At 36.7% G+C, this 26,770-nt stretch carries 23 protein-coding genes; 14 read left to right on the forward strand and 9 right to left on the reverse strand.

From position 1 onward, the window contains the following. Positions 1 to 11: 11 nt before the first annotated feature. The 3 genes from DRF61_RS11615 to DRF61_RS11625 all read right to left on the reverse strand — a co-directional run bounded on the left by DRF61_RS11615 (position 12) and on the right by DRF61_RS11625 (position 5,579). A complete protein-coding gene (locus tag DRF61_RS11615) occupies positions 12 to 818 on the reverse strand; it encodes an alpha/beta hydrolase (RefSeq protein ID WP_228452653.1) in 807 nt (268 codons plus the stop codon). Positions 819 to 971: 153 nt separating this feature from the next. Beyond that, entirely contained in the window at positions 972 to 3,272 is a 2,301-nt protein-coding gene (locus tag DRF61_RS11620) for an outer membrane beta-barrel family protein (RefSeq protein WP_111957144.1), read from the reverse strand. 75 nt (positions 3,273 to 3,347) lie between these two features. Continuing rightward, a complete protein-coding gene (locus tag DRF61_RS11625; RefSeq protein WP_111957423.1) occupies positions 3,348 to 5,579 on the reverse strand; it encodes an outer membrane beta-barrel family protein in 2,232 nt (743 codons plus the stop codon). 326 nt (positions 5,580 to 5,905) lie between these two features. Between DRF61_RS11625 and DRF61_RS11630 the strand changes: the two genes are divergently transcribed. Next, a complete protein-coding gene (locus DRF61_RS11630) occupies positions 5,906 to 7,684 on the forward strand; it encodes a carboxypeptidase-like regulatory domain-containing protein (protein WP_111957146.1) in 1,779 nt (592 codons plus the stop codon). 60 nt (positions 7,685 to 7,744) lie between these two features. On the opposite strand, the gene DRF61_RS11635 is transcribed toward DRF61_RS11630, so the two are convergent. The 3 genes from DRF61_RS11635 to recJ all read right to left on the reverse strand — a co-directional run bounded on the left by DRF61_RS11635 (position 7,745) and on the right by recJ (position 10,520). Next, a complete protein-coding gene (locus DRF61_RS11635; protein ID WP_111957148.1) occupies positions 7,745 to 8,083 on the reverse strand; it encodes a DUF3817 domain-containing protein in 339 nt (112 codons plus the stop codon). A gap of 96 nt (positions 8,084 to 8,179) precedes the next feature. After that, on the reverse strand, positions 8,180 to 8,764 hold the full coding sequence (gene nadD / locus DRF61_RS11640; RefSeq protein WP_111957150.1) for a nicotinate (nicotinamide) nucleotide adenylyltransferase: 585 nt from the start codon (positions 8,762 to 8,764) through the stop codon (positions 8,180 to 8,182). Between the two features lie 43 nt (positions 8,765 to 8,807). Beyond that, on the reverse strand, positions 8,808 to 10,520 hold the full coding sequence (gene recJ / locus DRF61_RS11645) for a single-stranded-DNA-specific exonuclease RecJ (protein ID WP_111957152.1): 1,713 nt from the start codon (positions 10,518 to 10,520) through the stop codon (positions 8,808 to 8,810). A 108-nt stretch (positions 10,521 to 10,628) separates the two neighbouring features. Here recJ and DRF61_RS11650 point away from each other — a divergent pair, with 108 nt between their 5' ends. Further along, the gene (locus DRF61_RS11650; RefSeq protein WP_111957154.1) at positions 10,629 to 11,441 is read left to right on the forward strand and encodes a M48 family metallopeptidase; all 813 of its coding nucleotides are present in this window, start codon (positions 10,629 to 10,631) and stop codon (positions 11,439 to 11,441) included. Between the two features lie 85 nt (positions 11,442 to 11,526). Here DRF61_RS11650 and DRF61_RS11655 read toward each other — a convergent pair whose 3' ends face one another. After that, positions 11,527 to 13,149, reverse strand: a complete 1,623-nt coding sequence (locus DRF61_RS11655; protein ID WP_111957156.1) for an ABC-F family ATP-binding cassette domain-containing protein — start codon at positions 13,147 to 13,149, stop codon at positions 11,527 to 11,529. 191 nt (positions 13,150 to 13,340) lie between these two features. Here DRF61_RS11655 and smpB point away from each other — a divergent pair, with 191 nt between their 5' ends. The 5 genes from smpB (at position 13,341) to DRF61_RS11680 (ending at position 18,051) form a co-directional block, all read left to right on the forward strand. Beyond that, a complete protein-coding gene (gene smpB, locus DRF61_RS11660) occupies positions 13,341 to 13,799 on the forward strand; it encodes an SsrA-binding protein SmpB (protein WP_111957158.1) in 459 nt (152 codons plus the stop codon). 77 nt (positions 13,800 to 13,876) lie between these two features. After that, the gene (locus DRF61_RS11665) at positions 13,877 to 15,364 is read left to right on the forward strand and encodes an OmpA family protein (RefSeq protein WP_111957160.1); all 1,488 of its coding nucleotides are present in this window, start codon (positions 13,877 to 13,879) and stop codon (positions 15,362 to 15,364) included. A gap of 93 nt (positions 15,365 to 15,457) precedes the next feature. Further along, a complete protein-coding gene (locus tag DRF61_RS11670) occupies positions 15,458 to 16,198 on the forward strand; it encodes a YebC/PmpR family DNA-binding transcriptional regulator (RefSeq protein WP_111957162.1) in 741 nt (246 codons plus the stop codon). 56 nt (positions 16,199 to 16,254) lie between these two features. Next, positions 16,255 to 17,079 (forward strand): UDP-2,3-diacylglucosamine diphosphatase, encoded by an 825-nt coding sequence (locus tag DRF61_RS11675; RefSeq protein WP_111957164.1) that lies wholly within the window; start codon positions 16,255 to 16,257, stop codon positions 17,077 to 17,079. Next, positions 17,080 to 18,051 (forward strand): glycosyltransferase family protein, encoded by a 972-nt coding sequence (locus DRF61_RS11680; protein WP_111957166.1) that lies wholly within the window; start codon positions 17,080 to 17,082, stop codon positions 18,049 to 18,051. On the opposite strand, the gene DRF61_RS11685 is transcribed toward DRF61_RS11680, so the two are convergent. Next, positions 18,040 to 18,330: a GNAT family N-acetyltransferase gene (locus DRF61_RS11685; protein ID WP_111957169.1), complete on the reverse strand. Its 291-nt coding sequence runs from the start codon at positions 18,328 to 18,330 to the stop codon at positions 18,040 to 18,042. The two genes, DRF61_RS11680 and DRF61_RS11685, sit on opposite strands and share 12 nt — an antisense overlap. A gap of 180 nt (positions 18,331 to 18,510) precedes the next feature. After that, positions 18,511 to 19,260 carry an RDD family protein gene (locus tag DRF61_RS11690; protein WP_111957171.1) on the reverse strand — a complete coding sequence of 250 codons (750 nt, stop codon included), beginning with the start codon at positions 19,258 to 19,260 and terminating at the stop codon, positions 18,511 to 18,513. A 27-nt stretch (positions 19,261 to 19,287) separates the two neighbouring features. Here DRF61_RS11690 and DRF61_RS11695 point away from each other — a divergent pair, with 27 nt between their 5' ends. The 7 genes from DRF61_RS11695 to DRF61_RS11725 all read left to right on the forward strand — a co-directional run bounded on the left by DRF61_RS11695 (position 19,288) and on the right by DRF61_RS11725 (position 26,720). Further along, entirely contained in the window at positions 19,288 to 20,271 is a 984-nt protein-coding gene (locus DRF61_RS11695) for a stage II sporulation protein M (protein ID WP_111957173.1), read from the forward strand. After that, complete coding sequence (locus tag DRF61_RS11700) at positions 20,255 to 21,217, forward strand: DUF4013 domain-containing protein (protein WP_111957175.1); 963 nt, start codon at positions 20,255 to 20,257, stop codon at positions 21,215 to 21,217. The genes DRF61_RS11695 and DRF61_RS11700 overlap by 17 nt, the downstream gene beginning before the upstream one ends. Continuing rightward, positions 21,210 to 22,007 carry a DUF4129 domain-containing protein gene (locus tag DRF61_RS11705; protein WP_111957177.1) on the forward strand — a complete coding sequence of 266 codons (798 nt, stop codon included), beginning with the start codon at positions 21,210 to 21,212 and terminating at the stop codon, positions 22,005 to 22,007. The genes DRF61_RS11700 and DRF61_RS11705 overlap by 8 nt, the downstream gene beginning before the upstream one ends. Positions 22,008 to 22,021: 14 nt before the next feature. Continuing rightward, positions 22,022 to 23,179 carry a hypothetical protein gene (locus tag DRF61_RS11710; protein WP_111957179.1) on the forward strand — a complete coding sequence of 386 codons (1,158 nt, stop codon included), beginning with the start codon at positions 22,022 to 22,024 and terminating at the stop codon, positions 23,177 to 23,179. A 114-nt stretch (positions 23,180 to 23,293) separates the two neighbouring features. Further along, the gene (locus DRF61_RS11715) at positions 23,294 to 24,325 is read left to right on the forward strand and encodes an AAA family ATPase (RefSeq protein WP_373865968.1); all 1,032 of its coding nucleotides are present in this window, start codon (positions 23,294 to 23,296) and stop codon (positions 24,323 to 24,325) included. Between the two features lie 99 nt (positions 24,326 to 24,424). Continuing rightward, positions 24,425 to 25,747 (forward strand): DUF58 domain-containing protein, encoded by a 1,323-nt coding sequence (locus DRF61_RS11720; protein ID WP_111957181.1) that lies wholly within the window; start codon positions 24,425 to 24,427, stop codon positions 25,745 to 25,747. Between the two features lie 28 nt (positions 25,748 to 25,775). Beyond that, the gene (locus DRF61_RS11725) at positions 25,776 to 26,720 is read left to right on the forward strand and encodes a proline dehydrogenase family protein (protein ID WP_111957183.1); all 945 of its coding nucleotides are present in this window, start codon (positions 25,776 to 25,778) and stop codon (positions 26,718 to 26,720) included. Positions 26,721 to 26,770 lie beyond the last annotated feature (50 nt).

Genomic DNA, 26,770 nt, shown 5'->3' on the forward strand with positions numbered 1-26,770 from the left:
TCTCAAAGCGTTTATTTTTTATCAGTTTGTTTAAGAAAAGCGGCAATTTTATTAATCAAGAACTCATCATTCGGAGCCTTGTCCCAGTCCAGATGACCGCCATTGAATTCATAAGTTTCATATTTTACTTTATTCTGAATCAAAGCAGAATCTAATTTTCTCTCTTGAGATATAGGAATGACCTGATCCCTGTTTCCATAATAAGAAATGGTAGGTGGAGAGGTTTCATTAATCCAGAAAATAGGATTCGGAATATCTTGATGGGTAATATCTGTTGGAGTTGGCTTTGAGGAATCTATCATATGTTTTTCGACAAAAGAATAGTCGGAATATTTCCTGAAATCTGCACTATTTAAATCTGCAGGTCCTACAATATTGACAATTGCCTTCACTTTTTTTCTATGTTTATGGTCGAAAATCCTATTGTAACCGTATAACATTGATAAATGGGCACCTGCGCTGTTTCCAAGCAAAATAAATTCAGGCGTAAACTTCATTTCCACAGATTTTTTAACTAATAAATCTAAGGCATTATCAATGTCTTTTGTTTGATTAGGAAGGATAAAGGAATGATTGTCTGCCAATCTGTAATTCATATTGGCAAAGGCATAATCAGGAAATTTTTTCATCATAGAAAGGGTAAAGAAAGTAAGCTGGGATTTATCTCCGCCTCGCCAGCCACCACCATGAATGATGACAAAGATCCCCTTTATTGAGCCTCTATTTTTAGGAGTATAAAGATCCAGCTTCTGTTCAGGATCATTTCCGTACCGGATATTTTCTTCTTTTTCAAAACTGATATCTTTAGCCAAAGTCACTGTTTTTTCTTTGCAGCCGGTCCAAAGAAGGGATATCGAAAAAAAATACAGAATAATCACAAAACTTTTATCCATAATCATAAAGATAGAAAAACCCGCCGGAAATTCCGACGGATCTTACCACAAAATAATTGATATGAAGAAATGATAGTTCTATCTTGTTCTGCTTTTAATGGCGTCAGAAGCTCCTTCGATGTCTCTTACCTTTTTCACTTTCTGGTTTCCGAAATTGTAGGTAATGCTTAACGTCATGCCTCTGTTGTATCGGTTCTGGTGGATATAGTTGTAGTTTCCGTTGTCCTGGTAATCTTCAATTTCAATGATATTTGTATTTAAGACATCATTTACATTCAGGGCAAATGTCCAGTCGTTCCAGATTTTTTTAAGACTCAAATCCAGGCTCATAAGATTTCGCAATACTCCAAGCTCGATCTGCTGCTTATCTACAAAGAAGTAATTAACTCCGGCAAACCATGTTTTCTTTTTATCCAGACGAATCGTGTTGTTGGTTTGAATAACAATGCTCGTTGATTTTCTTTTGTTTTCATAAGTTGGGAAAACATCTCCCGAAGTAGGATCTATACTTAAACTTCCGTTGTTGATATTATGCTGTACGCCAATATTAAAGTTAGTTGTCCAGTATTGTTTGAAAAGGGATTTTTGTATTCCCACCATTGCAGACATCTCCTGCTTATCTCCAAAATTGGTACGGATGTACCTCAATTGGGTGTAAGGATCCATAATTGGCTGTCCATTTGGGCCAGGGACAGGATTTCCCTGTGCGTCAATTCTCGGTTTCAGAATGTCTCTCTGCAGCGGAACCTGTGTAATTACATCTTTAAAGTAGGAATGATTTAAAATCAGGAAATATGAATTTTTATACATATACGTAAGTTCCTGGTTGTAAGTGGAAGATGCTTTTACAAAAGGATTGTTCTGTGTATAATTATCCTCAGTCAAAATATTCCTTACCGGGTTTATTTCCCAGAAGCTCGGTCTTCTCATTCTGCTTGAAAATGCATATGAAATATTGTTTTTATCATTGATGGCATAATTCAGGCTCAGATAAGGTAAAAGATTGTTGTAGTTTCTCTCAATTCTTTTCAGATCGGCAGTAGGAGCGTTATCAGAAGTTCCTAAACTGTGTGTGATTTCATATCTGGTTCCTACTTTTCCCGAAAACTTATCAGAGAACTTTTTTTCAAGTGTTAAATAAACACCGTAAATACTTTCATCATAGATAAAATGATTCGGTTCCGGTTTTTGTTTTACCAGTTGACCCTTTTTATCGAATTCGTAGGTGTAATTTTTAGTATCGTTGTCTGTTTTGGTTTTGTTATAATTACCTCCCACGGATACAGTGAAATCATTCTTGAACTTTTGAATATAATCGGCCATTCCCGAAAAATTATTAATAATCTGAGGCAGATCCTGGATCACCTGCTTGCCCGGCAAAGAATAATTTCCGGAAGCATCTGGAAGAAGAGTCCTGTTATTAGTATACTGGAATCTCTTATAATTCAGGTAGGCTGCATTAAGGTTTAACTTACTTCCCAAAGAATCTGTTTTAAGCTCATAGTTCAGATTTAATGAATTGTTATAAGAACGGGTATTCTCGTTATTTTTTGAATTGCTGTAATTAAAAATATAATCTTTGCTGTCTGCATCATAGGAACGAACCGTATTGTACAGATCTACAGTAGAATTATAGCTTCTGTTGGCCCAGGTATTCCATGTTAGTGCCAGATTGCTGTTTTCTGTAAGCTGATAATCAACGTTGAGGTAACCGCCTAAATTTTTATTCGGGTCATTGATGTCTCCTTTAGATTCGTTGGAAGAAAGGCTGTTTCCGTTTCTTAAAGTATAGGTCTGAGCCTCTATATTTTCACCGCCGTTAAGATTGGCGCTGATTCCCAGCTTATCCTTCCTGTAATTGATGGAAAAGGCTGCAGAGCTTGCATTGTATTTGTTTTGTGAATTGGCCATTCTCATATTTCCGCTCAAGCCGTCGCTCATTTTTTTCTTTAAAACGATATTGATGATCCCATCTGAAGATTCCACCTGAAACTCACTTCCGGGCACCGTAATCACTTCTATTTTCTGGATATTTTCTGCCGGCGTATTTTTCAGGAACTGAACCAGGGATTCAGAATCCATATTGGTTTTTCTTCCGTTGATATAGATCAGGGCATTGTTTTTTCCTGCAATCTTTAACGTCTTATCATCCGTTGAAGACAGAAGCGGAGTCTGCTTTAGCAGATCAAAAGTGGTGTTTCCTTTGGCAACCGGAGATGCTGCAACATCATATACAAAACGGTCACTCTGTTTCTTAAAAACCTGTTTTGTAAGTGTAATGCCTTCTATAGATTTCGTTTTTACCGTATCGGATTTCTTTTCCTGGGCAAAGACTATGCTTCCTGAGATAGCTGCTGCCAGTATAATGATCTTTTTCATGATTCTTCTATTTAAATACCGTTTTGAAACGGAGTGGTTGTGGTGGTTTGTGGTAATTGTAATTTTTTATAAAACTTAAGTTCTTGACTTTATCGCATCGTTGGCCGATTTCATTTCTCTTGCCTTTTTCAGTTTCTGGTTTCCGAAATTGTAGGTTACCCCGATGTTCAGGATTCTTGGATATTCGAAATTGACTACATTATTATAGCTGCCGTTAGGCTGTATTCCCTGTATGCTGTTATAGTTTTGGTTAAATACATCATACACTTCCGCTACGAAGGTCCAGTTGCCCATGATCTTTTTTAAGCTCACATCAAAGCTCTGTCTTACGCCTAATGTTCCGCTTTCAATTTTTACTTTGCTGCCGTAGTAATAATTAACTCCTAAAAACCAGTCCTTATTTGAAGAAAGACGTACCGTATTATTGATATTACCGGATATGTTGAAGTTTTTGAAATTGATTACATAAGGTTCAACTACTTCTGTCTGGCCTGCAACCGGAACCGAGGTAGGATCTTCCGTTACCGAGCCTTTATAGATGTTATATCCCAGGTTTACCGAATAATTGGTTGTCCAGATTTCCTTGAACCAGGATTTGTTCATTCCTAAGGTCAGTCCAAACTGTTTGTTGTCACCATAGTTCGTTCTTATATATCTTAAAAACCTTCTGGTAACAATTACCGTGTTTCCATTTTCATCCTTTTCCGGTCCGGTTACAGTTCCCTGCAGTGGTATTTGGTTGGAAGCATCTTTTACATAATTGAAGCTCAGGTTGGCAAAAAAAGCATTTTTGTACATATAGCTGAGTTCCTGATTGTAAAATTTAGAAGCCAGTACGAAAGGATTGTTCTGTGTATAGTTATTAGGCGTGAAATATGTTCTAGATGGATTCAGTTCCCAAAACCTTGGCCTTCTGATCCTGCTTGAAAAACTATAGGTAAGATTATGATCTGAACTGATGGCATAATTTAAATTAAGATAGGGAAGCAGATTGTTATAATTTCTGTCAAAACTTGTTTTACCAAGAATCTCGCCACTGCTTCTGGTCATTTCATAACGCGTTCCTATTTTCCCTGAAAATTTTTCGCTTAGCTTTCTTTCATACGTAAGATACGCACCCAGGATTCTTTCTTTATAAATGAAATGATTGGTCTGATTCTCATTATTGATGATCACTCCATTTTCAATATCATCCTGTCTCGTATCATTATCCGTATTGGTGTGGTTGTAGCTTACTCCCATCAGCCATGTGTTGCCTTTTGCCGTCTTTTTCAGGTAGTCGATGTTCGCAGCATAATTATTAATGATCTGAGGAACTGACTGCTGCAGTGCACTGTACTTATTCTTCTTATCATTATTGAGTGGGAAACTTTCATTTGTACTCATTTTGTCCCTGTTGAACCATAAATAAGAAACATTCGAAGTAAGTTTGCTTCCGATGGAATCCGTTTTGATTTCATAATTCAGATTGAAAGAGTGATTTCTTGTCTGTGCGTTCTCATTGTTGACGGTTCTGTTAACAAGTGCGCCGTTTTGCCAGTTCGTTACATCAAGAATTGAATTGAAACTCTTATTATATCTCATGTTGTAGGTAAAACCTAAACTGTGATTCTTATTGATCTCGTAATCGATATTCACACTTCCACCCACATTCTTATTCGGATCATCATTATATCCCAAAGATTCATTTCTGAAAGTGGAATCTCCGTTCGATAAAGTATACCTTTCGCGGTCTGTCCAGCTTCCCGTATTGAAATTTGAATTCACAGACCATTTGTTTTTTCTGAAATTGAAAGAAGCACCTGCAGAAGGATTATTGTAGTAAGCCTGTTCATTGTTCATTTTCAGGGTTCCGTTGTAGCCGTCATTTTTCTTCTTTTTCATCACAATATTGATCACCCCTTCATTGGATTCTACCTGGTATTCACTTCCCGGTGTTGTAATTACTTCAATTTTCTGGATATCTTCAGATGGAGTTCCCTTCAGCATTTCGATCAGAGCCTCAGCATCCATATTGGACTTTTTATTGTTGATGTAGATCACCACATCAGATTTTCCCATAATCTTAAGAGATTTTCCGTCAATGCTTGAGATCATTGGAGTTTGTTTCAAAAGATTGAACGTATTGGTTCCCTTTGCAATAGGAGAAGAAGCTACATCATATATGAAACGGTCACTTTGCTTTTTGAAAACCTGCTTCTTGATATTCACAGCTTCAATATTTTTTACTTTCAGAGTATCCTTTGATTGCTGGGCAGCTGCTAGTCCGCTGAAAAATAAGGCGGCAATTAGAATATGAGTTTTCATGGTCATTATTTTTTTTGTGGTTTAATAGCTTGTATCTGTTATTATTTAACATAGCAAAGATATATAATAAAAACAGTATCATGCAATACAAAGTACTTAAAATATCTTTAACTTACATTTAACTTATTGATTTACAGTGATTAAAATTTGAATTAAAATTTAAATACTTTTGAGTTTCTACATAATTAGACAATTCAATATGGAATTTTGTTACATCAGAGATTGAAAATTAATCAGATTTAAAAAAAAGTATGATGAAAAATTTAATAAAAGATGGATGTGTCTATTTTATGATTAATTTAGTGTAAACTAAAAATTAATAGCATATGAGAAAATTTTATCCTTTATTGTTGTTATTATTGTTGCTATTTTCATGTAAAAATGAAACATATATAGACGTTGATGACAACAACCCAACCCCTGAATCTAATTTTAATTTTGGAAGTACAGTACAGAGAAACTTTCAGGGAGTAGTGCTTGATACAGGCGGAAATCCTGTAAGCGGAGCAACGGTAACAATCGGATCGAGTACGGTTCAAACCAATTTCAAAGGTTTTTTTACTTTTAAAAATGCAGAGGTGAAGGAAAACTTTGCCCTGGTGAAAGTAACAAAATCCGGATTTGTAGACGGCTCAAGAGTAATGGTTCCTACGAGTGGAATAAACCGTGTAAATATTATGATGATCCCTGCAACCATAAAGGCAAGTATTAATTCAGGAACCACTTCTGCGGTTTCTTTACCTAACGGAACAAAAGTAAAATTCGACGGAAGTTTCAAAGATACGAACGGAAATGCTTACAGTGGAAGTGTAAATGTTGCATTGTATCATTTAGCATCATCCAATCAGTATCTGACCGAATTAATGCCCGGTTCTCTCCTGGCAACCAACTCCGGAGGAAATGCAAGAATCATGGAAACCTTTGGAATGGTGCATGTTCAGCTTACAGGAAGTTCAGGACAAAAATTACAGATTGCAAACGGGCATACTGCTGAAATGACAGTTCCCATTGATGCTTCACAAACTTCAATGTCTCCGAACACAATACCGCTATGGTCATACGATGAAAATACGGGAATGTGGAAGGAAGAAGGTTCTGCAACGAAGGTTGGGAATACTTATGTAGGAACAGTAAGTCATTTCTCCTGGTGGAATTGCGATGCGCAGTTTCCCCAGGCTATCCTGAAAGTAACGGTGAAAAATCCTGCGGGGTTGCCAATGGTTAATACAAAGGTGAGTTTAAAAAGAAGCAGCCAGACCTATGAAACCTATGGAATGACAGATAATTTAGGTACAGTTACAGGAATTATTCCTGCAAATGAAACTCTTATTCTTAAAGTGTATGATGTATGTAGCACGGTGGTTTATACTGCAAATGTAGCACCAGTAGTAGCGGGAAGTACCATGACGCTGCCTGATATTACAGTAACATCTACAGGAAATCAGTATATAATACAGGGAAATTTGAAAACCTGTGCCAATACTGATGTTACGGATGGTTATGTGCTTTTGAGACCTGCGGCCGGAACCAACTATTTTCAGTACACGTCAGTTCCGGTAAGCAGTACAGGTACTTTTTCATTTAATGTTTACTCATGTACAGCTAATCCACAATTTATTTTGGAAGGCTATGATTATACTAATTTGCAGACTTCAGGAGAAATTCCTTTTACAGCCAATTTACCGGTTATGAATTTTAGCAATCTTTCGGTTTGTAATTCGGTTAATGAATTTATCAGTTATAAAATTGATAATCAAAATGTGAGGTACGTTTTGGGAAGTATGTATGCTCAATGGTCTGGTCTTACTCCAACTTCTCCCAATATGCCGGCAAAACAATTACGAATTAATTCTGCATCACCTGCCGGAAATTCTTTCTATATGATTCAAAATAATATGCTTGGAGTTCCGGGAAGCTTTACTACAGATTATACTTTTGAGTTTTCAGGAGGATATTTCAATCCTACTACAGGAAATGTAGTGGTTCAGGTGACTAATTTCGGAGCAGTAGGAGCGTATATTGATTTTACGGTTAACGGAACTTATACGGATACGAACGGAAGCCATACTTTCATAGCAAACGGACATGTTCTAAGAGATCTTTAATCATCTAAAAGTAACTTAAATAAAAAAGGGCCATTTTGGTCCTTTTTTTATATCACACTGTTATTCTCTGTCAAAACGGGCTAGTTTTTTGTCTATCCAGATGGTAGCAAAAGGGAAAAACGCGGAAATTAATGCAAAGACACTGTCTTCGTCATCCCACGTGTATATTTTTCTTATTACAGGTAGAAAGATCAGGTAAAGTGTAAAAAATAATCCGTGAATACTACCAATAGTACTGATATATACGATTGGGACAACACCTTCAGGATCAATACGTATCCAGGTCATTGCGGTAAATAGAAAAAACCATGAAACGGCTTCTGCCAAACAGATTTGCTTAAACCATTTAATGACTTTTTCCTGAGGATATTTTGAGAAAAACTTTTCGATGAAATTCATATGGTAAGTATAAGGTAAGAATTAAAAGTCGAGAACTAGATTGTATTGTACCTAAATAACTTCTAAAGTCTGGCTTTTAACTTCTTAATTGCAAAATTACTTATAAAAACTGCTTCCGTCCAAATATTCAAACACTTCCGGAGGGAGCATTGGGCGTACATTTTTTCCCTCCTTGATCATATTTCTGATCTCAGTAGCAGAAAGTTCAATAACCGGAGCCTTAATAACCGAAATGTTTTCATGCTGAAGATATTCAGAATCTTTCTTTTCTCCTTCAAAAACCCTTGGATAAACAATAATATGGTGATTTTTGATCAAAATATCGGAATTTTTCCATTTATGAAGACTGTCCAGGTTATCTTCACCCATAATCAGGCTGAAGGAACAGTTTGGATACTTTTCATGAAGATAGGTAAGCGTATCTATGGTATAACTTGGCTTAGGAAGTGAAAACTCTACGTTTGAAGCCCTCATCTTCGGATAGCTTTTTACGGCAAGCTGCACCATATCCAGTCTGTTGTGATCTTTCAGCAGCGATTTTTTATCTTTAAAAGGATTCTGCGGACTTACAACGAACCACAGTTCATCCATGTCGGAATTTTCCAGAATGTAATTAGCCAGAATTAAATGTCCGATATGGATCGGATTGAAAGAACCAAAAAATAAGCCGATTTTTTTCATGGATTGCAGGTAGCAGATGGTAAGTAACAGATAGCAGCTGTGGCTAGTCCCTGAACTTTACATCTTTTATATTCAAATAATGGGTTACATTTCCTTTCCAATGGTTTTCTTCTAAGGTAAAGGCAAGATCAAACTTTTTATTTTTAAAATCTTCTACATATTGACCAAGCTTAAAGCCTACACATTCTATATTTCTACCCGTAGATTCCTGCTTGATGTAAAATTTCAGGTGATTGTTGTCTTTTCCCATTGTTTTTACATATCCGGACAGTTTTTGGTCAGTCAGGGTAAGAATAGGCTTCATATTGTGAGGGCCGAATGGTGCCAGTTTTCTATGGAAGTTGATGAATTCCCTGTTAATCTCATCCACTTTGATCTCAGAATCTATCGTGATAGAAGGTTCCTGCTGGTGTTCCTGAATCTTTTCAGAAACTATTTTCTCAAATTTTATTTTGAAAGCCTCAAATTTATCCTTTTCCATCGAAAGTCCTGCAGCGGCATGATGTCCACCGAATTTCAGGAAATATTCAGAACACATATCAAGCGCTTCATGAACATCAAAATCAGAAACCGATCTTGCAGACGCTACCATTTCCCCATTGTTGCCGTCAGTAAATACCAAAGTAGGCTTATAATAAGTCTCAATAAGTCTTGATGCCACAATACCGATCACACCTTTATTCCATTCAGGATGATAAACAATGGTGGAATATTTTGTTTGCTGCTGGGATTCAATAATCTGGTTCAAAGCAGAAAGCGTGGAATTCATATCAAGCTCACGTCTTTCGTCATTAAGGTCCATAATATCGCTGACGATCTGATTGGCATGTTTCAGGTTATCAGAAACCATCAACTCTACCGCAGCTTTTCCCTGGGAAATTCTTCCAGCAGCATTGATTTTCGGAGCAATTTCAAAGACAATATTTGAAATTTCAAAATGAGAAAGCTTATCTTCAGGAATCAATAATCTTAATCCAAGATTTCTTGTTTTTCTGAGAACTTTTAATCCCATTTTAGCTAAAACCCGGTTTTCTCCGGTCATTGAGACAATATCTGCTGCTATAGAAATAGCCAGAAGATCAGTTAGCTCAAACAGTTCGGCTTCAGGAATTTTATAGATGGTATTCAGTCCCTGGCAGAGCTTAAAGCCCACACCACATCCCGAAAGTTCTTTAAACGGATATCTGCAGTCGTTTCTTTTCGGATCCAGAACAGCTACTGCATTAGGGATCTCTTCACCAGGCAGGTGATGGTCACAGATGATAAAATCAATACCCTTATCCTGGGCATATTGTACCATATCGGTCGCTTTAATACCGCAGTCTAGAGCGATGATCAGGGAAAAACCGTTTTCTTTGGCGAAATCAATACCCTCGGTAGAAATTCCGTATCCTTCAGAATTCCTGTCGGGAATATAATAATCTAGATATTTCTTCTCAACAATTTTGCTGAGGTAAAGGTACATCAAAGCAACAGCCGTAGTTCCGTCTACATCATAATCTCCATACACCAGTATTTTCTCGCCATTTTCAATTGCAGTTGCGATACGTTCTACAGCTTTCTGCATATCTGCCATTAAAAATGGGCTGTGTATATCGTTGAGGTTGGGCTTAAAAAATTCTCTGGCCTTTTGATAATTGTCAATTCCCCTTAGAACGAGGAGTTTAGATTCAAAAGTACCAAAACCAAGTGACGAACTTAATCTGTCCACAACTTCCTCATCGGGTTCGGGCTTGTAAATCCATTTCTGACTCATTTCACAAAAATAAGGAAAAAAAATAGCATTTTGAAATGATTAAGGTTGAACTTGACTTACTGATTGTTGAAAAAAATATCTATCTTCGCGGTCCAAATTAAAATAATCATGAAAAAAATTACACTCTGCCTTTTATTCTTAGGCGCTATGAATGCTGTATCGGCACAGAAAATTAATCTTGGAAAGGCTGCAGGCGTTGTTTCTAAAGGAGCAAAAGCCCTTACCTTTACCAATGAAGACGCAGTAAAACTGTCAAAAGAATCGGTTGACTGGATGGATAAGAACAATCCGGTTGCAGGACCTAAAGATCCTTATACAGTAAGACTTAACAAGCTTTTCGGAAAACATAAATCTCAGGATGGACTTGCTTTAAACTATAAAGTTTATAAAGTAAAGGATATCAATGCTTTTGCCTGTGCAGACGGAAGTGTTCGTGTATTTTCTTCATTAATGGATATCATGACGGATGATGAATTATTAGCAGTGATCGGACATGAAATAGGACACGTAAAGAATCAGGACACCAAAGACGCTATTAAATCTGCCTACCTGAAGGCAGCAGCACTGGATGCGGCATCATCAGCATCAGGAGCTGTAGCAACGTTAAATGATAGTCAGATAGGGCAGATGGCCAACGCTTTTCTGGATGCTTCACACAGCAAGAAACAGGAATCAGAGGCAGATACTTACTCTTATGATTTTATGAAAACTAATAACTATAACGTAGTAGGGGCGTATTCAGCATTCAAAAAACTGGCTTTGCTTTCGGAAGGAAGTACTCAGACTGGTTTTCAGAAAATGTTCAACTCTCACCCTGACAGTGAAAAAAGAGCCCAGGCGATTAAGAAGAGAGCTGAAAAAGACGGTTTATGGAAGGATCCGGGAACAATTGCTATTCCTAAAACGAAGCTTACCAAATAATACAATCTTCAGTTAAAATAAAAATTCCTCAAAGACAACTTTGAGGAATTTTAATTATATTGAGTTTTAATATGGTCTTAAAGAATTAAGAATACATTTTTTCTCTGATTTCTTTTACTTTTTTGTCTGCAAGATATTCATCGTAAGTCATTTCTCTGTCAATAATTCCTGAAGGAGTCAGTTCAATGATTCTGTTACAGACTGTCTGAAGCATTTCGTGGTCATGGGATGCTAATAAAAGATTTCCTTTGAAGTTAGACAATGAGTTGTTCAAGGTCGTGATACTTTCAAGATCAAGGTGGTTGGTAGGTTCATCCAATAATAAAACATTGGCTTTCTGAAGCATCATTCTGCTGAACATACATCTCATTTTTTCCCCTCCTGAAAGTACTTTACAAGACTTTAAAGCTTCATCACCAGAGAAAAGCATTCTTCCTAAGAATCCTCTTACAAATTCTTCATGACGCTCTTCATCATTTTTGGTGAATTGTCTTAACCAGTCAACCAGGCTTAAATCTTCCTGGAAGAAATTGGTGTTATCTAAAGGCATATGAGATTGGTTTGTGGTAACTCCCCAAGCCACTGTTCCTTTATCTGCCTGAACATTTCCTGCAAGAATCTCAAAAAATTCTGTGATCGCTAAAGAGTTTTTAGACAACACAGCAACTTTATCACCTTTCTTAAGGTTTAAATCAATGTTTGAGAATAGAAGTTCTCCGTCTTTTGTTTTCTCAAGACCTTTTACATCTAGAATCTGATCACCTGCCTCTCTTTCCATTTCGAAAATAATGGCCGGATATCTTCTTGAAGAAGGTTTGATATCATCGATATTCAGTTTATCGATCATTTTCTTTCTGGCTGTAGCCTGTTTTGCCTTTGCAACGTTAGAGCTGAATCTTGCGATGAAGTCCTGAAGTTCTTTCTTCTTTTCTTCTGCTTTCTTATTAGCCTGAGCTCTCTGTCTTGTGGCAAGCTGAGAAGCCTGGTACCAGAAAGTATAGTTACCTGTATAAAGGTTAAGTTTTGCATAATCCAAATCTCCGATGTGCGTACAAACCGTATCCAGGAAGTGACGGTCGTGAGAAACAACGATTACCGTGTTCTCATAATCGGCAAGGAAATCTTCCAACCAAGAGATCGTATCAATGTCAAGGTCATTCGTAGGTTCATCCAGGATCAGTACATCCGGATTTCCGAAAAGAGCCTGAGCCAAAAGAACCTTTACCTTGTCCTTGTTCTCAAGTTCGCTCATCATCTGCCAGTGCATATCATCTTTAATCCCAACATTTGAAAGCATCGTCTGCGCATCAGATTCTGCAGTCCATCCACCCATTTCATCATAGATTACACCAAGCTCACCTGCTTTGATTCCGTCTTCATCAGAAAAGTCTTCTTTAGCATATAAAGAATCCATTTCTTCTTTTATTTCGTATAATTTCTTATTTCCTCTTAAAACAGCCTCAAGAACAGTAAATTGATCATAAGCAAAGTGATCCTGCTCCAAAACTGACATTCTTTTCCCCGGCTCCAAAGATACATGCCCTGTAGTAGGATCCTGCTTTCCTGTTAATATTTTAAGGAATGTAGATTTCCCCGCACCGTTTGCTCCGATAATCCCGTAGCAGTTTCCTTTGGTAAACATAATATTTACCTCGTCAAAAAGAACTCTTTTCCCGAATTGTAAAGATAAGTTAGATACTGTTAACATATAGTTTTGTAAATTTGGCGCAAAATTACGAAAAGAATTTGGGTATTTCGTAATAATGTAATAGTCAAGTTTTTAAATATGGGGTATTTTTTCTATATTTCATTAACAAAATAAATAGGGAGAAGTCCCAAAGGGGCGATTTAATGAGAAGATTGAACGTAACCCATCAGTATAATCACGAATTTTTTACAATGAAGATCGAAAAAACAGTAAGTATATTAAACAGAAGAGCCCGTTTTGAATACGAAATCCTTGAAGAATTTGAAGCAGGGATGGTTCTGACGGGTACAGAAATAAAATCTTTGCGCTCATCCAAAGCATCCATTACAGAATCTTTCTGTCAGTTTATTGATGGGGAATTATACATTATTAATATGATGATTGATGAGTATAAATTGGGAACTTTTTATAATCACAAAACAAAAAGGGAACGGAAATTGCTGTTGCACAAAAAAGAATTGCAGAAACTTGAAAAAAAGTTAAAGGATGCTGGTAACACAATTATACCTCTTAAGCTATATATCACAGACAAGGGTAAAGCAAAGGTGCTCATTGCGCTTGCTAGAGGAAAAAAACTCTTTGATAAAAGGGAGGCGATAAAAGATAGAGAAAATAAACGTAACCTGGACAGAATATTAAAGAAAAGTTAAAAATCATTCAAAAAACTTTGTATATAAAGAAAAATTATATTTATTTTGCATTATCAATTATTTAATCATTTAATTCTATGAAAAATCTAAAATTAGGAATTTCAGCATTGGCGCTTACTGTTGCCTCTACTGTCTTTGCCCAGACTACCAATAATCCGTGGTTGATCGGAGTTGGTGCTCATGCGGAAAACCATAAGGCACAGAGAAACAACTTTAGTAATACGTTCTCTGCTAATAATTTAACGAAGACGATGTTCAATATGAACAACTTCTCTATTACACCTCCATTATCTAAATTAACAGTTGCTAGAAACATCGGTAAAGGTTTAGTTATCGACTGGCAGACTTCCGTAGGTAATGTAGATAACAAGAGATTCAACATGGGAAAAGAATTTTTCCTAATGACAGGTCTTGGTTTCCAGGCTAAAGCAGCTGGTCTTCTATGGGATGAAGAATCTTGGTTCGATCCATATTTGAGAGTTGGTGCTAACTACCTAAGACATGACTACACTGCTCTTTCTTTCCCTAGATATGATTATAGAGGAGAGCTTGTTACTAACGGAGACGGTGGTAACGAAAGCGGTAAAGCTAACCACTTTACAGTTTCTACAGGTGCTGGTGCTAACTTCTGGGTAACTAAAAACTTCGGTCTTGGTATCCAAGGAGATTATGTATCAACTCCAGGAGATAAAGCTAATTATGCTAACTTCTGGCAAGCTTCCGCATCGATCTTATTCAGATTCGGTAACAGAGATAGAGATAAGGATGGTATCCTAGATAAAGATGACCTTTGTCCAGATACTCCTGGTTTACCAGAATTCCAAGGATGTCCTGATACTGACGGTGACGGAGTTCCAGATAAAGACGATCAATGTCCAGAAGTAGCTGGTCCAGTTGAAAACAACGGTTGTCCTTGGCCAGATACAGATGGTGATGGTGTTATCGATAAAGATGATGCTTGTCCTACAGTTGCAGGTCCTGCTGAAAACAACGGTTGTCCTTGGCCAGATACAGACGGTGACGGAATCTTAGATAAAGATGACGCTTGTCCTACAGTTCCAGGTCTTCCAGAATACAACGGATGTCCTAAGCCTAAGAAACAAACTGCTATTGAAACTACAGAAGCTCTTAAAGGAATCTTCTTTGACTTCAATAAAGCGACTATCAGACCAGAATCTAGCGCAAAACTAGATAACGCTGCTAAAATCATCAAGACTGACGGAGGTAACTACCTAGTTGAAGGTCAAACTGATGCTAAAGGTGCTGCTGAATACAACTTGAAACTTTCTAGACAAAGAGCTGCTTCTGTAGTTTCTGCTTTAGAAGCTAGAGGTGTAGATGCTACAGCTCTTAAATCAATCGGAGTTGGTGAAACTAAAGCTACAGTTTCTGAAAAAGCTTCTGATGCTGAAAGACAAGCTGATAGAAAAGTTATCGTAACTGCTATCGAAGATGCTAACGAGTGGAATGCAATCTCTAAGAAAGATTATGAAGATGCTCCAGTGAAAAAAGCGGTAGCTAAGAAAAAAACTACTAAGAAAAAAGTAGTTAAAAAGAAAAAATAATTAATTTTTCTAAATAATAAATACCTCCAATTTTTTGGGGGTATTTTTTTTTTGTTGACTTTTAGTTAATTTTGTTGAAATTTAAAAATTAAAATGGGAAGAGCATTTGAATATAGAAAAGCTTCTAAAATGGCCAGATGGGATAAAATGGCCAAAACATTCTCTAAAATCGGTAAAGATATTGCACTGGCAGTAAAAGCCGGAGGAACAGATCCTGAAGCCAACCCTGCTTTAAGAAGATGTATCCAGAATGCCAAGGGTGCGAATATGCCCAAAGACAACGTAGAAAGAGCCATCAAAAAAGCAAGTGGCGCTGATGCGGAAAACTACGAAGAAGTTACTTACGAAGGGTATGGACAAGGCGGTGTTGCTTTTTTTGTTGAGTGTACAACCAACAATACAACGAGAACTGTTGCCAATGTAAGAGCAATTTTCAACAAGTTTGATGGTAACCTTGGTAAGAATGGTGAATTAGCTTTTATCTTCGACAGAAAAGGAATTTTCAGCCTGGATTTGGCTCAGATTAAAATGGATTGGGATGATTTTGAAATGGAAATGATTGACGGAGGTGCTGAAGATGTGGAAAAAGATGAGGATGAAGTAATGATCACTACAGCTTTTGAAGATTTCGGTTCATTGTCTCATAAATTAGACGAATTGGGAATTGAGGCAAAGAGTGCAGAACTTCAGAGAATTCCGAATAACACCAAAGAAGTAAATGAAGAGCAGTTCAAAGCCAATATGAAAATGCTTGAGCGTTTCGAAGATGATGATGATGTGCAGAACGTTTATCACAATATGGAAATCACAGATGAGCTAATGAACTCACTGTAAAAATAATATAGCATTCATATACAGTTAACTTTCAATTAGTTTCTTTGTATAAAACTATGAAAAGAAACGTTGAATTAGTTGTTATATCGGATGTTCATTTGGGAACTTATGGATGTAAGGCTAAAGAACTGCTGCGGTATCTGAATTCCATTCAGCCTAAAACGTTAGTTTTGAATGGTGATATCATTGATATCTGGCAGTTTAAAAAGTCTTACTTCCCTAAACCTCATTTGAAAGTGATCAAAAAGATTCTTTCATTGGCTACTAAAAATACACAGGTCTACTATATCACGGGTAACCATGATGAGATGTTCCGCAAGTTTACTGATTTTGAACTGGGGAAACTGAAGGTCTGCAATAAAATTTGTCTTGATATTGATCAAAAGAAAACCTGGATATTTCACGGAGATGTTTTTGATGCCTCTGTCCAGCATTCCAAGTGGATCGCAAAGCTTGGCGGAAAAGGTTATGATCTACTGATTGTCATTAATAATGTTGTCAATTGGTTTTTAGAGAAAATGGGCAGAGAAAAATATTCATTTTCCAAGAAGATCAAAAACAATGTAAAAAAGGCAGTTAAATATATCGGCGACTTCGAATTGACTGCTTCCGAATTAGCCATTGACAATCATTATGATTATGTGATTTGCGGACATATCCATCAGCCTCAGATCCGTGAAGTCATCACTAAAAAAGGATCCTGTACTTATCTGAACTCAGGGGACTGGATTGAAAATCTCTCAGCTCTCGAATATCATGATAAGGAATGGAAAATATTCTATTATGACGACCACAAAGATTCACTTAAAGACGACGAAGTAGAAGAAATCCAGGACATGGACAGTTCCGAGCTTCTGAAAATAGTAACTAATTTTTCTTAAATGAAAGTACTGTATGCATTTCAAGGGACTGGGAACGGACATATTGCCAGAGCGCAGGAAATAATCCCCATTCTCAAAAAATATGCCTCGGTTGATACATTGATCAGTGGTCATCAGTCGCAGTTAAAGGCTGGTTTTGACATTAATTTCCAACATAGGGGGATTTCCCTTCTTTATAACAAAACAGGAGGCTTATCCTACCGCAAAACGTTTACCGAGAATAAGTTTCTTGAAGCTGCAAAAACAATCCATGAATTGGACCTTTCACAATATGATCTGATCATTAATGATTACGAACCTCTGACTGGTTGGGCCAGTAAATTGAAAAAGCTTCCAATGATTGAATTGAGTCATCAGGCTTCCATGAGCTTTCCTGAAACGCCTAAGCCTGAAAAAAAAGATTTTCTGGGTGAGCTGATCCTGAAATATTATGTTCCGAGTGAAAGGAAGATAGGGTTTCATTTTGAAAATTATCATCCACAAATTAAAAAACCGGTAATCAGACATAAAATCCGGAACCTCAATCCGGATAAAAAAGGATATTATCTTGTTTATCTTCCCAGCTTTGCAGATGAGAATATCATCAAAGTTCTAAAACAGATTCCTGTGCAGTGGAAAGTATTTTCCAAGCACAGCAAGGTACAGGTTAAAGTTAAAAATGTAGAAGTTTTTCCTATTGACGAGGTAGAGTATCTGAAATATTTTGAGAGCTGTGACGGCATTTTATGTAATGCCGGTTTTGAGACTCCTGCAGAAGCCCTTTTTCTGGATAAAAAACTGTTTGTGATCCCTATTCATAACCAGTATGAACAGGAATGTAATGCCAGTGCTTTAAATCTTATGGGAATTCCGAATTCTAAAGTCTTAAATCTTCAGGAAATTATGGAATGGGTGGCTTCAGATCATCATTTAAAAGTAGATTATCCTGATGATATTGAAGAAATCCTGGTCAATGAAGTTTTAATTCTTTAAAAAAACATCATCTACATCACTCATTCTTGTCATCACGGCTCTTGCGTAAGAACAGTGAGGGTATACTTTCCAATTATTTTCCCGGGCAAATTTTATAGCTTCTTCAACCAAGTATTTTCCCATTCCGCGACCTTCAAATTCCGGATGAACTAATACAAAAGAGATAATATACTTATTTTCTTCCGGAAAAATAGTATAGGTAAGCCTTCCGACTTCTTTTATTTCATTGTTCAATGTTAGAACACCGCCGTTTCCTGATTTATTGTTTTCAAATCTCATAATTCAAAGCTTTGTTTTAAAGATGCAAAAATTGCACCGACAGATAATTGTTGATGGTGAATTGACAATTGTGAATTTGCTTCGCGGTCAATTTTTAAACTTTATTAAGCACAGAAAGTATTTTTTTTAACATTACTAATTGGACTATTCACTTGCGAAGCAAAATTGACCATTGAAATATCAGTTGTCTTTCCCAGTATAGTAGTTATAGTCCTTAATCACCACGTTGATAAACTGTCTTTCCGTCATCTTTCTCGGATCTATTTCCAGTTTTAAAATACTTTTGATCTTATCCGAAAGCCGGCTGATGATTTGGCGGTCGTCTACCTTCAGAGCCTTGGTATAGTTATCCTTGATGATCCGCATATCATTATCGCTTAATGCAATGACCTGGGGGAATGACGGAATATAGCCTTCATGAATATTCTCTAAGATGGTATGGGAAATATTGATGTTATTCTTCAGTGAAATCACAGCAGTACCGGAAGCAATATCGCCCAGGCGCTGGTTGTTTTTAGAAACAATCATGGAGATCAGGCCGACAACACCGGCTGCTGAAGTATCGATCAGTCTGAAGACCCAACGGATCAGGTAATCCCCAAAACTAGCCTGGTAACCATCAATTTTTACGACCCGGATTTTCATCAGTTTTTTCCCGGGAGTCTGTCCTTCCATCAGGCTTTCTAAAACAACGGGATAAATATAAACCGGAAATGTAAGAACAATATAAACCGCCATGACAGACCATTGATCTAGCCCTGTCAATAAATACCCGAGATCAAAAATATTGAAGAAAAGATAAAATATAATGACTACATAAGCAACCTTTATCAGAAGATCGATAATGAAGGCAAGCATTCTTTCCCCAACGCTGGCAATATTAAAGTTAATATTTACATTTTGTGAGGTATTTATCGCAATTTGAGACATAATTTTTATTATTTTAGCCTTACAATTATGAGAGAAGTTTATTTCATTAAACAAAATAAAGAAAAATGGTTGGGAATTGAACAGGTTATTCAAGGGAAAATAAAAAAAAATCCTGATGACCTGTCTTCGCTGTACATCAACCTGATCAATGATCTTTCATTTGCACAGACCTATTATCCTAAAAGCAATACGACAGTATATCTGAATCATCTGTCTTCGCAGATATTTCAGAAGATCTATAAAACCAAAAGAGTAGAAGAAAACAGATTCATCTATTTTTTCAGGACAGAAGTTCCCTTACTGGTATACCATTACAGAAGATATCTTATGTATGCTTTTCTGTTTTTTATTCTGTTTACCTCAATCGGTGTGCTTTCCGGAGCGTATGATAAAGACTTTGCGAATATCATTCTTGGAGAAAATTATGTTAATGAGACTATAGAGAACATTAAAAAAGGTAATGCTGTAGGAGTCTACCAGAGTGGTTCTACATGGGGAAGCACAATTGGCATCATTTTCAACAACATTGGAGTAGGGGCAAAATTATATATCTATGGGATTATGGGAGGAGTAGGGACATTGTTTGCCCTGCTTTCCAACAGTGTTATGCTGGGATCCTTTCAGTATTTTTTCTATGATTACGGTGCTTTGAAAGACAGTGCAAGAGGAATCTGGCTTCATGGTGTTTTCGAGATCTTTGCAATGGTTGTAGAAGCCATGTGTGGTTTAATCCTGGGAGCGAGTATTCTGTTCCCGAGAACATTTTCAAGATTCAATTCCTTTAAAAAAGGATTTAAAGATTCCTTTAAGATCTTCCTCAGTACCATTCCGTTTACCATTTGTGCAGGAATTATCGAAGGTTATGTAACAAGACATGCTTTGAAAATGCCGCTGGGGGTAAATTTAGCCATAATAATCAGTTCACTTGCCATTATAGGATTTTACTACTTTGTTTATCCTTCGGTGGTCTATAAAAAAATTAATAATCATACCCATGATGCAGTTTTATAAAAAAAGAGAATTTGGAGCTTTCATTAGTGACAGCTTTAATTTTTTCAAATTATACGGGAAAAACTATTTCAAAAACTATATCCTGATCAACGGGCTGCTGTTAATCTTAACAGTTGCTGTAGTGATTTTTGGCTTTAGGGAAATTTTCGGACAGCTTATCGGCTCCAATATCAGTGGCGAAAGCTATTATTTTGAAAGGTATTTCTCAGAGAATGCAGGAATGCTGATCGTTGCCGGAATATTGGTTTTTGTACTGTTTGTCCTTTTGGGAATAGTCAATTATCTGTATCCGGTTTTCTATCTGAAAAGGATTACTGAAGGAGCCCAAAAGATAAAAACAGACGAAATCCTGGGTGATTTTAAACGAAATGCAGGAAGAATTGCTAAGATGTGCATAGGAATGCTGTTTATTGTACTTCCCATAATGATGATCGTGGTGGGTTTTTCTTATGTATTGATGCTCATTATCATTGGCTTTTTCCTGATGTTGCTTGTTTATCCTACAGCATTCAACGTTTCTGCGTTTCTGATGTATGATTATTTTAATACAAAAAGAGGCTTTATAGAAAGCCTGAGTTATTCCATAAGGTCCCAGTTTTCTTACCCGAACGGGAACGAAAAATCTCCATACTGGAAATATTGGGGAGCATCTATTATCATGTTTATTATTATGTACATGATAACGTCAGTATTTACACTTATTCCCATGTTCTTTATTTACGGATCACTTCTGACATCCGCTCCGAATGGAAGTTTTGAAGAAAATCCTTTTACAGGAGCATTAGGAATCATTTTCTTTATATTCTATGGATTCTCAATGCTTGCATCGTTACTCCTTTCCAATCTGATGTATATCAATGCTGGACTGATGTATTATGACAGCAGGACCGATCTTCACCAGAAAGTTGAACTTGAAGAAATAGAAACCATAGGTATTAATGAATAAACTTCTTTTTTTTCTGCTGCTTTTTTTCTCCATTGCTCCTGTTCATGCGCAGGATCACAGTGAGCCTGCAACGGTAGAAGATTATATAGTAGATTCTCTGGGAACCGGACATTACAGAAATATGCTCCGGGCAGACTCTGTACTGATCAGAAAACCGGTTTCAGAAAACCAGATTTATCCAAAGAAGTTCAAAGAGAATATTCAGTCCAGATATAAAGGAAAAGAATTTGATTATTCGGTTTCGAAGCCCAAAGAGTCTTTTTTCCAGAAGCTGATGAGGAGAATAGATAAGATACTACAAAGTATTTTTGGAGAAACCGTTTTTACCAATTCTGCAAAAATAACGACCATTCTTATTCGTCTTTTTGCGATTATTCTGGTAGGATTCCTTCTTTATTTTATCATTAAATATTTAATGGGCAAAGACGGAAACTTTTTCTTTGGCAAAAAAAATAAAAAAGTGGATATTAATGCACAGGAGCTTCATGAAAATATCCACGAGATCAATTTTCCCGAAAGCATTGCAAAATTTGAAAGTAAAGGTGATTACCGTTCAGCGGTTCGTTACCAGTTTCTCTTTATCCTGAAAAAACTAAGCGATAAAAAGCATATCAACTGGAATCCTGAAAAGACCAATAAGGATTATGTAATGGAACTTAAAACGGAACACCTAAAAAATGATTTCTCCGGACTGTCTTATATCTTTGATTATGTTTGGTATGGAGAATTCACCATTGATGAACAGGCTTACCTGAAATTTAAAGATCAATACCAGGCATTTAAGCCATAATTAAACAATTAACCATGAAAAAAACCTTCAAAATATATGCTGTGATATTCATCGTTGTGATGCTTATTCTGGCGTTGCTTGAAGTCAATAAAAAAGAAACAACAGACTGGCGTAAAAATTTTAATATCAATGAAAAGTCACCATTTGGCCTCTTTGTTTTTAATAATGAAGCCAAAGATTTGTTTAAAAATAACCTGAGAAAAACAGAAGAAACCCCTTACGATTATTATAACCAGAGAAAAAAGGCCCCACATAATATCATTGTCATAGAAAAAGATCTGGATAAAGAATCCTGGAAGAAAATCCTGGACCAGGTATCAAACGGTTCAGATGCAATGATTTTGATGAGCCGGGTTTCAAAAGATATTTCAGACAGTATTGGCTATCATAGCTCGGATATTTCTTTTGAAGAGGAAAATGTACTGAAGCTTACGGATAAAGAATATCAGAATGATTTTATTAAATTAGATAAATTTCCGTCGGGCAGAGGATTTTCATACATTAAGCCTAAAGTGGAAGTGCTGGGTAAAACAGTGGAAAAAAACAATTCGGACCAGGCAAATTTCATTAAGATAGGCTTTGGAAAAGGAACGATCTATGTACACAGTGAGCCGCTTTTCCTCACCAATTATTATCTTTTAAAACCTGGGAGCCTAAAATATACACAGGATGTTTTTTCGTATCTTCAGGATAGGGAAACCATCTGGTTTGTGGATAACGACACCAAAGTTTCACGTTTCTTCATGAGATTTGTTCTGTCCAATCCTGCATTGAAATATGCCTGGTGGGTCTTTTTAGGCGGGCTCGTATTGTTTATTTTCTTCAATGCAAAAAGAAAGCAGCGGATAGTCCCGGTTTTGGAGCCGCTGAGAAATACTTCGGTAGATTTTGTAAAAAGCATTGGAAATCTTTATCTTCAGGAAGGAAATTTTCATGATATGATGGCCAAAAAAGCCCAGTATTTCCTGAATAAAATAAGGATGGACCTGTTGATTGATACTCAGAATCTGGATGGTGAATTTGCTAAAAAACTTCATTTAAAGACAGGGAAACCAATAGAAATGATTGATGAAGCTATAGACCTGATCAGAAAAGGGCAGGATCCTTATGCAAGTGTCATGAAAGAAGATCTTGTGAGAATGAATAAACTTCTTGATGAAATACTTAAATAAATATAACAATTTAGTAATGTAATAATGTACGGTAGAGTATAGCAGAAATATCAGTCATGATAAAATTGCAGCGTTGTTAAACGGTTACATTGTTATCTTGAAAAAAATATAATTATGGAAAATTTTGAAAACCAGAATGTAGAGAATCAAAATTCTATTAATCTAAATAAAACAGAAGATCAGTTTCAGTCACGAATTGATATGATTGAGCTGCGTGCAAGTTTAGACAAAGTAAAAACTGAAATAGCCAAAGTTATTGTCGGACAGGAAAGTATGGTCGAACATCTTATTGCAGCCCTTTTATCAAACGGACACGTGTTGATTGAAGGTGTTCCCGGGGTGGCAAAGACCATTACAGCCAAGCTTCTGGCAAAAACTATTGATGTGGGCTTCAGCAGAATCCAGTTTACGCCCGATCTTATGCCTTCCGATATTCTGGGAACCTCTGTTTTCAATGTAAAAAACTCTGAATTTGAATTTAAAAAAGGGCCTATCTTTTCCAGTTTTATATTAATTGATGAGATCAACAGATCGCCGGCGAAAACCCAGGCGGCATTGTTCGAGGTGATGGAAGAAAGACAGATCACCATGGACGGAACCCGCTATATTATGGATGAGCCATTCCTGGTAGTGGCCACCCAGAACCCTATAGAGCATGAAGGGACCTACAGGCTTCCCGAAGCACAGTTGGACCGTTTTCTCTTCAAAATCAATGTTGGATATCCGAATCTCGAACAGGAAATCGCCATCATCAGAAACCAGCACGAAAGCAAAAAAGAAGATAAAACCGAAGGCATCAACCGTGTCATTACTGCTGAGCAGCTGAAAAGCTATCAGCACTTGGTAAAAGAGATCATCGTAGAATCTCAGCTTATGGAATATATTGCTAAAATTATAGTCAATACAAGAGAAAACCAGTTCCTGTATCTGGGTGCTTCTCCAAGAGCTTCATTGGCCCTGCTTACCGCTTCCAAATCTTTCGCAGCACTTAGGGGAAGAGACTTTGTAACCCCTGAAGATATCAAAGAGGCAAGCTATGCGGTATTAAGACATAGAGTAATCGTTTCCCCAGAAAGAGAGATGGAAGGTCTTACCGCAGATGAAATTATACGCCAGATCTTAGAGGGAATAGAGATTCCGAGGTAGATCGTAGGAATTAGGATTTAGGGATTAGGTCTAACAGGTAATTATTTATCACAGTTGATTCCCTAATCCCTAAATCTTATCCCCTAATCCCTTACAAAAATGAAAAACCTATACATCAATACACGATTTTTCTTTTCGCTCATCGGAGTGGGGATAGTGTATGTCCTTGCTTTTTTCTTTCCGGTTCTGATGTGGGCGGCTCATATTCTATTGCTGCTATGCTTTCTTGCGGCAATGGTAGATTATCTTTTACTGTTTAATCAGAAAAATGCCTTGCTTGCCCAAAGAATACTGCCGGAGAAGCTTTCTAACGGAGATGAAAATTTTGTAAAAATCGATATTAAAAATAATTACGGTTTTAAGATCAGCACGAAGATCATTGATGAAATTCCGTTCCAGTTCCAGAAACGGGACTTTTTGATTATAAAAAATATTGAATCAGGTAAGAATACCTATTTCCAGTATAGCCTGGAGCCTAAAGAAAGAGGAGAATACAGTTTCGGAAATCTGAATGTTTATGCTTCTTCACCATTAGGCTTTGTTGCCAGAAGGTTTAATTTCCAGAAAGATGCTGTGCTGCCCGCTTACCCATCTTTTGTTCATCTCAGAAAGTATGAGCTGATGGCGCTGCAAAGCGAATTTATGCTGGGAGGGATCAAAAAGATCAGAAAACTGGGACATACCATGGAATTTGAGCAGATCAAAGAATATGTTCCCGGCGATGATATCAGAACGATCAACTGGAAAGCCACCTCTAAAACGAACCGATTGATGGTCAATCAGTTTCAGGATGAAAAATCACAGCGTATCTTTATCCTGATTGATAAAGGAAGAACGATGAAAATGCCTTTTAATGGATTGAGTCTGCTTGATTACTCCATCAATGCAGCTATGGCTCTTTCCCATATTATCCTGAAGAAAGGCGATCGTGCCGGAATGATGACCTTCTCGAAAAAGACTGAAAATAAAATCGCTGCTGAAAACAAATCCGGACAGCTGAAAAAGATCTCAGAAGCACTGTATAATATTAAAACTGACTTTTTTGAAAGTGACTTTAACCGTCTGTATCAGGATGTAAAATATTCTCTGAACCAGAGAAGCCTTGTGTTGCTTTTTACTAATTTTGAAACCCTTGACGGATTAAACCGGCAACTGAAATACCTCCGTGGTATTGCTAAAAATCATCTGTTGGTTGTCGTATTTTTTAAAAATTCAGAACTCCAGACCCTTATTCATAAAAATCCTGAAAGCATGCAGGAAATTTATGACGAGATTATTGCTGAAAAGTTTGAGTTTGAAAAGAAGCTGATCATTCAGGAACTTCGGAAATATGGGATCTACACCGTTTATACTCTTCCTGAAAATTTAAATATTGACGTTATCAATAAATATCTTGAGATAAAAGCGAGAGGAATTTTATAAAAACAGTTTAAAGACAAATAAAAAAATAATGGAACTAAAGCCGAGAGAAAGAGCAGGTGCGCTGTTAAAAATAGCAGCATTAAATGAAGGTGCAAAAGAATATATTCTTAATAATCCTGAGCTCTTTAAATTACTGTTGAAAGCAGCTAAAAGATATATCGGAGGTGAGAAGATAGAAGAAGCTATAGCAACTGCTAAAAGAATTAATGAGAAAGGGCTTCCTACTTCACTAGAGTTTATGGGAGAAAGTACCCGTTCAGTGGAAGAATCAGAATCGGTAACTCAACATTTCCTTAATTTGATCAACCAAGTGAAAGAAGAGAACATTGATTCTATCATTTCTTTGGATTTATCACACATTGGGCTTTCCATTGATAAGGATCTGGCTTATAGTAATTTGGTATTACTAGCAGAATCAGCTCACAAAAAGGATATTGAAGTGGTGATCAGCGCAGAAGGAGTTGAAAGAACAGATGATATTATTAATACCTTTTGTAAAATATCTCCTGATTTTTCAAATGTGGGAATTACTCTTCAGGCTTATTTAAACCGCACTCCAAAAGACCTTGAACGAATATTAAATGAAACACAGGGGAAAATAAGAATTGTAAAAGGTGCGTTTGCTGTTCCTCCCGGACATGCTGTAGAGAGAGGAGAACACTTAGATGATCTATATATTAAATATATTGAAACTCTTTTCCTTAAAAATAGAAGATGCTCTATTGCTACACATCATGATAAAATTCAAAATAGAGTTAAAGAGCTCATTGTAAAATATGATGTTGCAAAATCTAAGTACGAATTTGAAATGTTACTGGGAATACAGGAACACCTATTGGATGAAATCCATAAAGAAGGCTACCCATGCAGACAATATATTGTGTATGGTGATGAATGGTATTTGTACATGTGTAACCGAATTGCGGAAAATCCGGATAATCTTTTTCAGGCTATAGTTGATATCATGTCTTAGCCTGGGGCTTAATGCATAAAGTTTTTTATATTTGAATAAGAATATTGAAA

It is taken from the genome of Chryseobacterium lathyri (genome assembly GCF_003290185.1).
Lineage (GTDB): Bacteria > Bacteroidota > Bacteroidia > Flavobacteriales > Weeksellaceae > Chryseobacterium > Chryseobacterium lathyri.